The organism is Vibrio sp. 10N.247.311.49 (assembly GCF_041467655.1).
Taxonomy (GTDB): Bacteria; Pseudomonadota; Gammaproteobacteria; order Enterobacterales; family Vibrionaceae; genus Vibrio; species Vibrio crassostreae_C.
Genome location: NZ_JBFSVA010000037.1, coordinates 1 through 13828, shown reverse-complemented (window position 1 = coordinate 13828; position 13828 = coordinate 1). Strand labels below are relative to the sequence as shown.

At 44.3% G+C, this 13828-nt stretch carries 14 protein-coding genes, 1 tRNA gene and 1 pseudogene; 11 read left to right on the top strand and 5 right to left on the bottom strand.

Annotated elements, in window-relative coordinates; translation table 11 throughout:
- Positions 1-46: 46 nt before the first annotated feature.
- Positions 47-1165, top strand: a complete 1119-nt coding sequence (rnd, locus tag AB6E54_RS21570) for a ribonuclease D (RefSeq protein WP_017062374.1) — start codon at positions 47-49, stop codon at positions 1163-1165.
- Between the two features lie 129 nt (positions 1166-1294).
- On the opposite strand, the gene minE is transcribed toward rnd, so the two are convergent.
- The 3 genes from minE to minC are packed head-to-tail and all read right to left on the bottom strand — an operon-like array spanning position 1295 to position 3061.
- On the bottom strand, positions 1295-1558 hold the full coding sequence (minE, locus tag AB6E54_RS21565; protein ID WP_010436847.1) for a cell division topological specificity factor MinE: 264 nt from the start codon (positions 1556-1558) through the stop codon (positions 1295-1297).
- Between the two features lie 6 nt (positions 1559-1564).
- Complete coding sequence (gene minD, locus AB6E54_RS21560) at positions 1565-2377, bottom strand: septum site-determining protein MinD (protein ID WP_009848498.1); 813 nt, start codon at positions 2375-2377, stop codon at positions 1565-1567.
- A 21-nt stretch (positions 2378-2398) separates the two neighbouring features.
- Positions 2399-3061, bottom strand: coding sequence for a septum site-determining protein MinC (minC, locus tag AB6E54_RS21555; RefSeq protein ID WP_372106379.1), 663 nt, complete (start codon positions 3059-3061; stop codon positions 2399-2401).
- Between the two features lie 219 nt (positions 3062-3280).
- On the opposite strand from minC, the gene AB6E54_RS21550 reads away from it, so the two are divergent.
- The 5 genes from AB6E54_RS21550 (at position 3281) to AB6E54_RS21530 (ending at position 9040) form a co-directional block, all read left to right on the top strand.
- Positions 3281-3571, top strand: a complete 291-nt coding sequence (locus tag AB6E54_RS21550) for a YcgL domain-containing protein (RefSeq protein WP_017062372.1) — start codon at positions 3281-3283, stop codon at positions 3569-3571.
- Between the two features lie 30 nt (positions 3572-3601).
- Positions 3602-4600 (top strand): lytic transglycosylase domain-containing protein, encoded by a 999-nt coding sequence (locus AB6E54_RS21545; RefSeq protein ID WP_372106378.1) that lies wholly within the window; start codon positions 3602-3604, stop codon positions 4598-4600.
- 135 nt (positions 4601-4735) lie between these two features.
- Complete coding sequence (locus AB6E54_RS21540) at positions 4736-5656, top strand: LysR family transcriptional regulator (protein WP_017063421.1); 921 nt, start codon at positions 4736-4738, stop codon at positions 5654-5656.
- 205 nt (positions 5657-5861) lie between these two features.
- Positions 5862-7061, top strand: a complete 1200-nt coding sequence (locus tag AB6E54_RS21535) for a NupC/NupG family nucleoside CNT transporter (protein WP_017063422.1) — start codon at positions 5862-5864, stop codon at positions 7059-7061.
- Between the two features lie 164 nt (positions 7062-7225).
- Positions 7226-9040 (top strand): cation:proton antiporter, encoded by a 1815-nt coding sequence (locus AB6E54_RS21530; protein ID WP_372106376.1) that lies wholly within the window; start codon positions 7226-7228, stop codon positions 9038-9040.
- A 115-nt stretch (positions 9041-9155) separates the two neighbouring features.
- Here AB6E54_RS21530 and folD read toward each other — a convergent pair whose 3' ends face one another.
- A complete protein-coding gene (gene folD / locus AB6E54_RS21525) occupies positions 9156-10013 on the bottom strand; it encodes a bifunctional methylenetetrahydrofolate dehydrogenase/methenyltetrahydrofolate cyclohydrolase FolD (protein WP_372106374.1) in 858 nt (285 codons plus the stop codon).
- A 211-nt stretch (positions 10014-10224) separates the two neighbouring features.
- Between folD and AB6E54_RS21520 the strand changes: the two genes are divergently transcribed.
- Both AB6E54_RS21520 and aroC read left to right on the top strand, forming a co-directional pair.
- A tRNA-Arg gene (locus AB6E54_RS21520) sits at positions 10225-10301 on the top strand.
- 269 nt (positions 10302-10570) lie between these two features.
- Positions 10571-11656, top strand: coding sequence for a chorismate synthase (gene aroC / locus AB6E54_RS21515; RefSeq protein WP_017062360.1), 1086 nt, complete (start codon positions 10571-10573; stop codon positions 11654-11656).
- Positions 11657-11806: 150 nt separating this feature from the next.
- Here the strand turns inward: aroC and AB6E54_RS21510 are convergent, their stop codons facing one another.
- Positions 11807-12430 (bottom strand): trimeric intracellular cation channel family protein, encoded by a 624-nt coding sequence (locus AB6E54_RS21510; protein WP_017062358.1) that lies wholly within the window; start codon positions 12428-12430, stop codon positions 11807-11809.
- Between the two features lie 299 nt (positions 12431-12729).
- Between AB6E54_RS21510 and AB6E54_RS21505 the strand changes: the two genes are divergently transcribed.
- The 3 genes and pseudogenes from AB6E54_RS21505 to AB6E54_RS21495 all read left to right on the top strand — a co-directional run.
- On the top strand, positions 12730-13260 hold the full coding sequence (locus AB6E54_RS21505; RefSeq protein WP_372099968.1) for an elongation factor P hydroxylase: 531 nt from the start codon (positions 12730-12732) through the stop codon (positions 13258-13260).
- A 9-nt stretch (positions 13261-13269) separates the two neighbouring features.
- Entirely contained in the window at positions 13270-13533 is a 264-nt protein-coding gene (locus AB6E54_RS21500; RefSeq protein WP_372099958.1) for a YfcL family protein, read from the top strand.
- A gap of 176 nt (positions 13534-13709) precedes the next feature.
- Positions 13710-13775, top strand: a pseudogene (locus AB6E54_RS21495) (NADPH-dependent FMN reductase); the annotation flags it as partial.
- Between the last annotated feature and the right edge of the window lie 53 nt (positions 13776-13828).

The window sequence follows — 13828 nt, the reverse complement described above, 5'->3', positions numbered from 1 at the left end:
GGCATTTTTGTATCCGGCGATCAAATAGAAACCTGTGAGAGTTTTTGTGGATTATCAAATCATTACCCAATTGAAAGACCTTGAGCGAGTTTGCCAACAAGCACGTGAAGCCGATGTCGTTATGCTTGATACGGAGTTCGTTCGTACTAGAACCTATTACCCTCAATTAGGCTTGATTCAGTTATTTGATGGTGAAACGCTGTCACTGATTGACCCTATTGCTCTTGATGACATGACACCGTTCGTTACCTTGTTGAAAGACGCATCAGTATTGAAAGTGCTGCACGCGTGCGGTGAAGATTTGGAAGTGTTCCAGAACGCATTTGGCTGTACACCAACACCAATGGTTGATACACAGATCATGGCGGCTTTCTTAGGTCATGGTTTATCAACGGGCTTTGCTGCTCTGGTTTCAGAGTTTGTCGGTGTCGATCTCGATAAGAGTGAATCTCGCACAGACTGGCTAGCGCGTCCGCTTTCTCAAAAACAATTGGACTACGCAGCAGCAGACGTGCATTACCTAATGCCAATGTACAACAAGCTTCTAGAAAAAGTGATGGAAGCTGGCTGGTGGGAAGCGGCTCAGCAAGAGTCTGATTTACAAGTTGCCAAGCGCATTCGTAAAGTAAACCCAGATACAGCCTACCTTGATATTAAAGGGGCGTGGCAGCTTAAACCTAAGCAATTAGCGATCTTACGACCTCTAGCAACTTGGCGTCTAAAAGAAGCAATCAAGCGCGATTTAGCGCTGAACTTTGTCTTCAAAGAACAAGACCTATGGGCTGTGGCGCGTTTTGCGATGAAAGATCCCAAGCACATGGAGCAAGAGGGTTTTGATTACCGCTCTGTGCGTCGCCATGGTGCGAAGATCAGCTCAATCGTAAAGTTAGCGGAACATACACCAGAAGAAGAGTACCCAGCACCAGTAGAACGTCTAATGGACTTCCCTGGCTACAAGCAACTCTTCAAAGTGCTGAAAGATGAAGTGAAAACAGCATCACAACACAGTGGTTTGGCGACGGAATTCTTGGCATCGAAGAAGCAACTTAACCAAATGTTAAGCTGGGTGTGGAAGCACGATCGTAACCCAGAAAAGCTGCCTGATGTTATGCAAGGCTGGCGTTTAGATGTGGTTGGCGAAAAGCTGAGTAAAGCGATCAAATAACCGCTTGCTGCTTTAAAGCCTAACTTAGTTACAGTTATAAACTGCACATACAAAAAAGAGAGCCTAGGCTCTCTTTTTTATTCAATCAATACAAGCAAGTGTATTACCTGCCAATCTTGTTCAGAAAGATTATCGATCTTCTTCTGGAAGCTTAACATTCAACTCTAACACTGAGATGTCGTCATCTTTGTGTTCAAAAGTCAGATCAACCATTGATGGATCGACCTCAACGTACTTGGCAATACACTTCAAGATGTCTTCTTTTAGTTGCGGCAGGTAAGACGGCGCTGGGTCGTCATGGCTGCGTCGTTCGGCAACAATGATCTGCAAACGTTCTTTGGCTAGGTTTGCGGTTGTCTTTTTCTGTGGTCTAAAAAACTCTAATAATGACATTGTGCATTAGCCCCCGAACAGTCGTTTGAAGATGCCTTTCTTCTGTTCCGTTAAGAAGCGGAAGTCAACTTGGCTACCCAGTAGTCGCTCTACAGTATCATTGTAAGCCATACCTGCGTCGGTTGCTTCGTCAAAGATAACTGGAACACCCTTGTTCGATGCGTTCAGTACCGCTTGGCTCTCTGGAATTACACCCAGTAGAGAGATGTGCAGGATTTCTTCAACGTCTTCAACACTGAGCATCTCACCTTGAGTTACACGTGCTGGGTTGTAGCGAGTCAATAGAAGGTGTGTTTTCACTGGCTCTAAGCCGTCTTCAGAACGACGAGATTTAGAGTCAAGAATACCTAGAATACGGTCTGAATCGCGTACTGAAGAGACTTCTGGGTTGGTGGTTACAATCGCTTCATCAGCGAAGTACAACGCCATAAGAGCGCCTTGTTCGATACCCGCAGGAGAATCACAGATGATGAAATCAAAGCCCATTTCATCCAGTTCATCAAATACACGACGAACACCATCTTTTGTTAGTGCGTCTTTATCACGAGTTTGAGAAGCAGGAAGAATGAACAGGTTCTCTGTGCGCTTGTCTTTGATCATCGCTTGGTTCAGCGTCGCTTCACCATTGATAACATTAACGAAGTCGTACACAACACGACGCTCACAACCCATGATTAAATCTAGGTTACGCAGACCGATATCAAAGTCGATAACTGCGGTTTTCTTTCCTTTTAAAGCCAGACCCGAGGCAATAGCTGCACTGGAGGTCGTTTTGCCTACCCCGCCTTTACCTGACGTTACAACGATAATGCGTGCCATTCTGTTTTCCTTTTATTTCTCTTATATTGCGAGGACATCAACGTGTAATACATCGTTTGCCATACTGAACATGGTTTTCTTCTGCCAGTACTCGCTTTCAATTTGATCGCTGAGCCAGTAATTTCCAGCAATGGAAACCAGCTCGGCTTGTAAGTCATTACAAATTATTTTTGCTTCAGTTTGACCACTTGCACCTGCAATCGCACGGCCGCGTAAAGTGCCATGAATATGGATGCTGCCATCGGCAATCACTTCCGCGCCTGCACTCACATGGCTGAGTATCAATAGATCGCCATCTTTCGCATAAACCTGCTGACCAGAACGAATAGGGGTTCTAATCACTTTGATTGGTGCCATTTTCGCTGGAGCTTGAGATGGCGACTTGCTTGCCGTCATCACTGCAAAACCGGCTTCTTTAGCGAGGTTTTGCATTCGCTTATCAGAACAGCCTGCCACACCAACCGGGATCATGCCCGCTTGAGATATACCATTTTTAAGTTGCACAAAATCGATATCGCCCGCGACTTTACTGATGTTGATAACAACAGGTGCGGCAGCGAAAAACGTAGGTGCTTGGTCTACTTTCTCTTGAAGAAAAGAGACTGCATTTTCGACTTGATTATCGGATAAGTGCAAAACAGATAGCGTAAAGCTGCTACCTTTTAGATCTGGGTTACTAGACATCGAAAAACTACAGGACCTCAATAGCGGATTAGTACAATTTCTTTATCAATAAAATAAAGGGCATTGCCTGAAACTAGGTTTATCATGTTATATTCCCAAACCAAGCACAGCAAGTAATCTTGTTGTCAAATGGACGTTTTGTTCCCAATATTTCCCTAACATAAACTATTGATCTCGCAAGTGAGAGTTTTGTAGTCATAATCAATTAAAAGGTTTGTCATGCTGTGTTCTATATATAAAAGCTCAAAGAAAGAAGGAACATACCTTTATATCCCTAAGAAGGATGATTTTTCACAAGTTCCTGACGCATTGATGCAAATGTTTGGTAAACCTAGTTTTGTAATGGTAATTAAAATGGATGGCCGTAAACTGGCTCAAGTAAACATCGAAAAAGTGAAAGAATCACTGAATACCGATGGTTTCTTTTTACAGGTTCCGCCACCACCAGTTAACGAACTTGAGCTTCATAAAGAGCGTAAAGCTCAACAGAAATCTCAAGACGAAGAGTGATAGCCACCTCAATTCAAGGAGGAGTGATCGTTGAGTAAATTTTCGAAAACCATATTGGCTGTGTCGGCATTACTATTGGGTAATAGCCTGACCATAAGTTCAGTACAAGCTGAAGAACTGAGCTTCGAGCAATATGTAGAAAAACTAAAACAACAAGGCCGTGAAGAAGGCATCTCTGAAGCGATCATTGATGAAGCCTTTGATGGTGTAACGTTTAAGCCAAGAGCGGTAAAAGCCGACAAAAACCAACCTGAGAAAAAACTGACTCTGGATGAATACATTCCACGAGCGGTTCCAGATTGGAAAGTGAAGCAAGCAAGGTCACTCTACAAGGAGCATTACACCGCGTTAAAGCGTATTGGTGATGAATATGGTGTTCAACCAAGATTCATTGTCGCGCTATGGGGCGTTGAGAGTAATTTTGGTAAGTTCACGGGCAATTACAGTGTTATCGACGCCCTAACGACCATGGCTTATGAAGGACGCCGAGAAGCTTTCTTCCGTAGCGAAGCGATGGCGGCATTGAAGATTCTTGATCAAGGCCATATTGCACCAAAAGAGATGAAAGGCTCTTGGGCTGGTGCGATGGGTCAACCTCAGTTTATGCCAAGCTCATTCTTAGCTTACGCCGCTGATGGCAGTGGTGATGGCAAGAAAGACATTTGGGGCACTGAAGAAGACGTATTTGCTTCGGCGGCCAATTATCTCAGCCAATCAGGGTGGGATGACAAATATACTTGGGGTCGTCAGGTTCATGTTCCGTCAACTGTGTCGATCGATTTACAAGGTCGAGACGAAGACAAAGCGAAATACTTAAAAGAGTGGTCTGAACTCGGTATTAAACGCTATGACGATCGCCCACTGCCAACACTTGATGAAGACATTAAAGCTTGGTTAATCATGCCGGATTATGAAACCGGACGTTCGTACCTCATTTATAACAACTACAATGTGTTAATGAAGTGGAATCGTTCTTACTACTTTGCTTTGGCAGTAAGCCACCTAGCCGACAGAATTAAGTTTGATTAACAGACCTAAGTCGCTTTGAATAGCATTTGGCCTATCATAGGCAGAACGAACTAAAGGACTCTTCGGAGTCCTTTTTGATTTTATATTTCAGAGATTTAATAAGGTGATCTTGTGCTAACAGATAGAGCTGCACAGATGGTGATATTCCATGCGCTGATCAAGCACGAAGGCTTTACCAGTGCTGCAAAAAGCTTGAACGTTTCGGTGTCTCATATCAGTAAGCAAGTCGCTTTGCTTGAAGACTCAATCGGCATCAAGTTGGTACAACGAACCACACGAAGCCTCACGCTGACTGAAGCGGGAGACGTATTCTATCAACATTGTGAGCAGCTGTTTAACACGGTGAAAGCAGCTCAGATGGATATGGATAGCCAGCGCGATGATATCTCTGGAATACTACGCGTCGGTTTGTCGCAGTCATTTGGCACACTCCATATCATTCCGGCGATTGATCAACTCAGACAGCTTTATCCTCAGTTGAGAATCGAGGTCCACTTGTTCGACTATAAGGTGGACATGATTGAAGAGCGCTTGGATCTCTGGATCACCAACAATGAAGATTTGCCTGAAGGTTACATTGCGCAGCGATTAGCCGACAGTCAGTTTGTGGTGGCTGCGTCACCGGATTATCTGATTAAGGCTGGGACGCCACATGTACCTTCCGATTTGATTGACCATAACTGTCTTATCTATCGCAGCCGTGAACGAGATTACACATCGTGGGCGTTTGACAACGGGCAAGAAAACCTCAGCGTCAAAGTCGCGGGCGATTACTCAGTCGATTTGGCTGAGGCAGTACGAGACGCGGCAGTATCAGGGTGGGGCGTTGCTTATTTGGCGACTTACTTAGTGAAAGAAGAGTTTAGAACGGGCAAGCTCATTCAAGTATTGCCAGAGTGGAGAGCCAGTCAGCTGATGCCATTCTATGCCGTTTACCCGAGCCGAAAGAATATGCCGAAGAAGCTTTCGGCAGTGATTGAGTTCATTAAAGATCATATCGGGTCGCCGACGTATTGGGACAAAAACCTCAAAACTTGCGTTGAACTGCATCGCTAACTGTTTCCTAATCTATAAATATAATTTCCATATGGAAAAAGTACGCTTTTTAATCAAAGTTAATTATTAAAATTCAATAACTTAATTATACTCATAGTTAAATCGTGATTACCCCAACATCACATTAACAACCTCAGCTTGCCGCAAACGATTTCCTCTATAGAATGCGTCGCCTTTCCTACCTACAACTTTTAGGTTGACGCACATGGCTTCCCTACTTGGAATTATCACTATTTTAGTTGCCGCTTGGTTACTATCTACGGACAGAAAAAATATTCCACTAAGAACAGTCTCTTTGGCTTTCTTATTACAAATCTCATTCGCGCTATTGGTTCTGTATGTACCAATGGGTAAAGAAGCGTTGAATGCAGCCACGGGTGCGGTATCTAGCTTGATCAACTACGGTCAAGAGGGGATTAACTTCCTATTTGGTGGCCTAACTAATAACGGATTTGTTTTCGCGATTAATGTTCTTGGCATCATTATCTTTTTCTCTGCACTGATCTCTGGTTTGTACCACATCGGCTTTATGCCAAAGGTGATCAACCTTATCGGTGGCGCACTACAAAAGTTCTTGGGCACAGGTCGTGCGGAGTCACTGTCTGCGACTGCCAATATCTTTGTCGGCATGATTGAAGCGCCATTGGTGGTTAAGCCTTACTTAAAACACATGACAGATTCACAACTGTTTGCTGTGATGGTGTGTGGTTTGGCGTCTGTAGCTGGTGGTACGCTAGTGGGTTATGCATCGCTTGGCGTTGACCTAAACTTCCTGATCGCTGCGGCATTCATGTCTGCACCAGCCGGCCTATTGATGGCTAAAATCTTAGTACCTGGCAGCCCAAATGACGCTCAAGAAAATATTGAGTCTGATGTAGAAATTCCACGAGCAACAAACGTAGTTGAGGCGATGGCAGATGGGGCTATGTCTGGACTTCGTATTGCCGTTGCGGTGGGTGCAACACTTCTTGCCTTTATCAGTGTGATTGCAATGCTGAATGGCTTGCTAGGTATCGTTGGCGGCTGGTTTGGCGTAAACCTAAGCTTCGAACTTATCCTAGGTTATGTGTTTGCACCCGTTGCATGGCTGATCGGTGTGCCGTGGTCTGAGGCTGTGGTTGCGGGCTCATTGATCGGTAACAAGATTGTCGTGAACGAGTTCGTGGCTTTCATCCAACTAATGGATGCTAAAGAGGCGCTAAGTGAGCACTCACAAGCGATCGTAACTTTCGCTCTATGCGGCTTTGCTAACATCTCTACCATGGCGATTCTTATCGGTGGTTTGGGCAGCTTAGTTCCAGAGCGTCGCTCTTTCATCTCACAATATGGCTTCAAAGCAATTTGTGCAGGTGTGTTTGCTAACCTAATGAGTGCTGCTATTGCTGGTGTTGTACTTTCTCTATAGTTAACTGATCATGACTTTACTCCCCCTATAGTAAAGTGACTGATTAATCACAATAATATTCGGTTAGCGTGAAAAAGAGAGCCTATAGTGTAAGAACGTAGGCTTTCTTATTTCATTGAATAGTTTGTACCACAGGGTGTGGTGCAAACCTTTTAGGGGCACAAATGGATTTGTCGATTACTTCTTCTTTGGCGTTAATTGGACTCTTGTCTTTAGCTTGTCAGCTACTTGGCTGGCGTTTGCGTCTTCCCGCGATTCTCCCTCTTCTTATCGTTGGCCTGTTGCTAGGTCCCGGTTTAACTATCCTTAATCCCGATGTTATTTTCGGTGATGTTCTATTTCCGCTGATTTCGTTAGGTGTTGCTATCATTCTGTTTGAAGGTGCATTAACTCTGAATTTCAAAGAAATCAGAGGCCATGGCCGGATGGTGACTCACTTAGTGAGTTTCGGCATGTTGATTACATGGGCGTGCATCGTGATGGGGGCTTATTATTTTGTCGATTTCAGTTGGCCGTTAGCGGCACTGTTTGGGGCATTGGTGGTTGTCACTGGCCCTACGGTAATTGTACCTATGCTACGTAGTATTCAGCCCAAATCCTCTTTAGGCAGTATCTTGCGATGGGAGGGGATTATTATTGATCCTATCGGCGCTCTATTTGCTGTTCTTGTTTATGAATACATTGTCTCTTCTGCCGATCCTACTGGGCATGTACTTTCAGCTTTGGGGCTGACTCTAGCGATTGGTTTGGGGTTCGGCAGTATTGGCGGTCACCTGATTGCTAAGATGTTACAAGGGCACTGGTTTCCGCATTATCTACGTAACGTGGCTGTCCTGACGTTGATGTTGGCGGCGTTCTCTTTTTCTAATGACCTGAGTGAAGAGTCTGGTCTATTAACCGTGACCATCATGGGTATCTGGCTTGCTAACGTGAAAGGGTTGGATCTTGAAGATATTATTGAGTTCAAAGAAACCTTAACTGTGTTACTTATCTCAGCACTGTTTATCTTACTGGCGAGTCGACTTGATTCAGGGACTTTCCTCTCGATAGGTTGGGGGGGTATTGGCTTATTAGCGGTCGTTATGCTGGTGGCTCGTCCTCTGAGTGTGTGGATCAGCGGGATCGGCACGGATCTCAGCTCGGCAGATAAATGGTTTTTGAGTTGGATAGCGCCTCGCGGGATCGTCGCTGCCGCAGTTTCTTCTCTGTTTGCAATCAAGCTTCAAGAAAAGCAATTAATCGAAGGCGCAGACCTGTTGGTGCCAATGGTGTTTTTGGTCATCATCGGTACGGTTGTGATTCAGAGTCTCACTGCCAGTTGGTGGGCAAGGAAGTTAGGTGTGACCCAGGAGAAGGCACAAGGGGTTGTATTCTTTGGTGCGACTCACTTTGCACGGCAGTTTGCCAAAGTACTGGCGACACATAACATTAACAGTGTGCTTGCCGATACCAACTGGGAAAGCATTCGCTTGGCGCGCATGGATAACTTGAATGTCTATTTTGGTAATCCAGCTTCGAGCCACGCTGAAAATAATCTTGATTTGGATGGAATAGGGCGTGCGATGATTGTATCGCCGTATCGTCAAACCAACCCGTTAGTTAGCATGCACTATCAAGACGAGTTTGGAGAGAATAAAGTGTTTGAGCTTGAATCCTCAGAGAATAAACATGAAAGGCATCAAGTGAACCGCGATGGAAATAGAAGTCTGTTTTCTGAAGGCGTGACGTATTCCAAATTGAATTCACTAATGGCTCAAGGCAGCCAAATTAAGAGCACAGGCTTAACAGAAGCATTTGATCTCAACGAGTTTAAGGCTCTGTACCCTAAAGCGATTCCTCTTGGGGTGATTACCGACGGTGATTTTCGCTTAGTGACACAAGGTTCTGACTTGGAAAAACTAGCATCCACCGATTGTGAGATCGTTAGCTTACTACCACCTTCTGAACAGACAGAAAAAACCGATATTCCAGATAAGTAGCGAGTCGCTCTATATTAAAAGTGAGTAGCTTAGTATCAAAAGTGAAAAGCATAGAAAAAGCCGCAACGTTCTTCACGTTACGGCTTTTTCATTTTATTCATACTGTCGCTGCGAGTTACTTTGAGTGAAATTGTTCACAAGCGATCATTGTATTCTCGATTAGGCTCGCTACTGTCATTGGACCTACACCACCCGGTACTGGTGTGATGAAGCTTGCACTCTCTTTAGCCACATCGTATTCAACGTCGCCAACGAGCTTGCCAGATTCCAAACGGTTGATACCAACATCGACCACAACAGCACCTTTCTTAATCCAAGCACCAGGAATGAAGTTAGGCTTACCAACGGCAACCACCACAACATCGGCTTGACGTACATGACCTTCAAGGTCTTTGGTGAAGCGGTGACATGTTGTTGTCGTACAACCTGCTAGAAGAAGTTCTAGCGTCATTGGGCGACCTACGATGTTTGATGCGCCAACCACAACCGCGTGTTTTCCACGTAAGCCGATGTTGTAACGGTCAAGCAGCGTGATGATGCCTTTAGGCGTACAAGAGCGTAACTTAGGCATACGTTGAGCCAAACGACCTACGTTGTATGGGTGGAAGCCATCAACGTCTTTTTCTGGTGTGATGCGCTCAAGAACGTGAGTAGTATCAATACCAGCAGGCAAAGGTAGTTGAACTAGAATACCGTCAATTTCCGGATCTTCGTTCAGTTGGTCTACCAATGTTAATAGTTCATTTTCTGTCGCAGTGGCTGGCAAGTCGTAAGATTTAGATACGAAGCCAACTTCTTCACACGCTTTACGCTTACTTCCAACGTAAACCTGAGAAGCAGGGTCTTCACCCACTAAAACAACCGCTAGGCCCGGAGCGCGTAATCCAGCTTCAGTACGAGCTTTTACACGTGCAGCAACTTCGGAGCGAACCGTTTGAGAAATTAGCTTTCCATCAATATTTTGAGCAGTCATGAATTTCCTTAGTATTGATATTCAAGTTAGTGGCTGATGTTTTTGGCGCATTATTCCAGAAAATCTTTTTGATTACCATCAAGCAAACGTTTGCTTTGCTCTATTTTCCAACACTTATATGTTTGTTGGCCTTTTTTTACCCACTTAGATCAGAATGTTACATAAAGCCGTTGCTTTACTGATTCGAATTCGTATAATTCGTTCCTGTAGCGCGCCCTTAGCTCAGCTGGATAGAGCACCTCCCTTCTAAGGAGGTGGTCGAAGGTTCGAATCCTTCAGGGCGTGCCATTATTTAAAGAAACCCGATAACTCTCCGAGTTGTCGGGTTTTTTGCATTTTACATATCATAAAACACTTCTTTTCAAGCGCGACTCATTTTCTTCTGTTATTCGTTTCATTCGGCTTATGTAATAGAAAGTTAAAATTGTTCGTTTTTTGGGGTTTACATCATTTGGTAATAAAGCCACTATGAATTCACGAAGAATAGACAAGTAAAGCTATTAGCCAGTCGGTTTAGGAATCAAACCTTCTGCTCAATAGCTGATTTAGAGGAAGTAATGGCAGGAAACAGTATCGGACAACATTTCCGCGTGACCACGTTCGGAGAAAGTCACGGTATCGCACTAGGATGTATCGTAGATGGGTGCCCACCAGGATTAGAAATTACCGAAGCAGACCTTCAAAGAGATTTGGATCGTCGTCGCCCTGGTACTTCTCGCTATACAACGGCTCGTCGTGAAGCGGATGAAGTGAAAATCTTATCAGGTGTATTTGAAGGCCAAACTACGGGTACTTCTATTGGTCTATTGATTGAAAATACAGACCAACGCTCTAAAGACTATTCCGAAATTAAAGACAAGTTCCGCCCTGGCCACGCTGACTATACGTACCATCAAAAGTACGGTGTGCGTGATTACCGAGGTGGTGGTCGTTCTTCAGCTCGTGAAACTGCAATGCGTGTTGCTGCAGGTGCAATTGCGAAGAAATACCTAAAACAAGAATTTGGTGTTGAAATCCAAGCTTACCTTTCTCAAATGGGTGATATCTCAATTGATAAAGTGGATTGGAACGAGATTGAAAACAACGCTTTCTTCTGTCCAGATGCCGACAAAGTACCAGAATTTGATCAACTGATTCGTGACTTGCTAAAAGAAGGCAACTCGATCGGTGCGAAGATTCAAGTGGTTGCGACTAAAGTGCCAGTAGGCCTTGGTGAGCCAATCTTTGATCGTCTAGATGCTGACATCGCGCACGCTCTAATGAGCATTAACGCTGTGAAAGGTGTTGAGATTGGTGATGGCTTCGATGTTGTTAATCAACGCGGTAGTGAACACCGTGACCCATTAACTCCAGAAGGTTTCAGCAGCAATCATGCTGGCGGTATCTTAGGTGGTATCTCTACTGGTCAAGATATTGTGGCAAGCATTGCGCTTAAACCAACATCAAGCATCACTGTACCTGGTGACACAATCACGAAAGATGGTGAAGCAACGCAGCTAATCACGAAAGGTCGTCACGATCCATGTGTTGGCATCCGTGCGGTACCTATTGCAGAAGCAATGCTGGCTATCGTGCTGCTTGACCACTTGCTACGTCATCGTGGTCAAAACTTTGGTGTGACAACTGAAACACCACAAATCTAATTCTGCTTCTTTTTATTTAGAATAGAATTGGTAGAAACAAAAAAGGGTTGCTTCGTAATGAAGTAACCCTTTTTCACATTAGCAGGATTATTCGTCCGGTTAGCGACTATCGTCATTAAAGACAGCTAGCAGCTTAAGGCTCTTAATCCATTAATGCACTGAACTTTCAGGATCAAGCTGGAACGAAGGCAAACTCCATTTGAATCTTACAGCCGCCATGCGCAGCAAGTAACCAACTACAAGCGTCACAATTGTCGCCGTGACGTCGTTGATGCCAAGCTCAAGCAAACCTAGGTACAAACCTGAAGCGACAAGTGCGACAGAGGCATACAGCTCTTCATGTAACACCAATGGTGTTTGACGACAGATAAGGTCACGTAACAAACCACCAAAGACACCTGTCACTAATGCCGATACCATGCAAATCATCGGGTGCAGACCCATGGTCATCGCTACTTTGGTACCAATGATACTGAATACGATTAGGCCTAAGGCATCCAAGCGAATAAACAAACCTTTTAGCTTGATAACCCATTTCGCCAACCCGGTTGTAATAACACCTGCTATACAGGTGATGGCCAGATACTGAGGGTTTTCAACCCAACCTAAAGGGTAATGGCCAAGTAAGATATCGCGTACTGTACCGCCGCCAATTGCCGTTGCGCTCGCAACCAACATTACACCAAACCAATCCATTTTTTGTTTGCCTGCACTGAGAGCGCCGGTCATGGCTTCTGCCGTGATGCCAATGATATACAAAACACTTAGTAGCATTGCTGTAGCTCTATTATTTAGGTCTATAAATTGGAGTCTTATAGGCCTTGGAGATATAAAAATGAAGCGCGAGTGTAGTAGTAAAACAGGCGATTGACGAATGAATATTTGTACCGTGAATGAGCATTTCAGATTAGCTAAACTAATCATTCACCTAAAAGTGGTGTAATCTGGGATCAGCAATCGATTGTCACGGTAAAGTATTGGGGGCAACCCAATGCCATTGCTCGTGATAGGGCTTTACCGAGCGCTGAAAAAAACGCAAAATGTCCCCGTTCTTTTCACTTAAATTTGATTTTATGACGCACCAATACCCAGACATCATCGATATTTTCAATCAAACCTTTTTCGATAGCTACAATACCAAGCTCGAACTGGGTGCAGACGAGCCTATTTACCTGCCAGCCGATGAACAGATTTCTCATCACCGTATCGTATTTGCTCGCGGCTTTTACGCGTCTGCACTTCATGAAATAGCACACTGGTGTGTCGCTGGTCCTGAGCGTCGTTTGTTGGAAGATTTTGGCTATTGGTATGAGCCTGATGGTCGAACTGAGGCGGTTCAAGCTGAGTTTGAAAAAGTAGAAATTCGCCCACAAGCGTATGAATGGATAATTGCGATGAGTGCGGGCTTTCCTTTTAATGTCAGCTGTGACAATCTACACGGCGATTTTGAGCCAGATCGTTTGGCCTTTATGAATAAAGTACACAGTGAAGTCATGGGTATCTTTGACGCTGGTCTTCCGCCTCGAGTAAAAATGCTCTCTGAAGCATTGCGCAGCTTCTACGATGTAGAACCTTTATGTACTAGCCAATTTATTGTGAAATAAGAGAATATTATGATTATCGAATTTGAAGAAAAACTACTTGAAGTAATTGATGCTCGCATTGAAAACGCATCAGACGATGAACTGTTTGCTGGTGGTTACTTACGTGGTCATATTTCTCTTTCAGTGGCTTCATGTGAAGACGAAGGCATTGAAGATGTGGCTGAAGTAAAAGCTCGTATTGAACAGAGCCTAGACGACGCTCGCTCTGAACTAACACCAGCAGACCGCACCATCGTTAATGACCTTTGGGTTGAGCTACAAAACCAAGCTTAATCTCGATGTATTAATACTATCCGCTCAGTCCCTTCCTTTCCCATTTTGCTGAGCGAACTGGTTTATTTGAGACTCGTTCGAAATTTTTGAATGAGTCCGTTCATTTCTTGTGATGGTTACATTTTCTTACTACGTTATTCTAATCCCACTTAACGGAATTACAGAAAGGTCACATCATGAAAGTTATCGCATTTGGCGCAAGCACAAGTTCTACCTCAATCAACAAAACACTAGCAACTTATACCAATCCGGAAAATTAACTGATCAGGTCAATCCAATCTCTTGTACACATTTT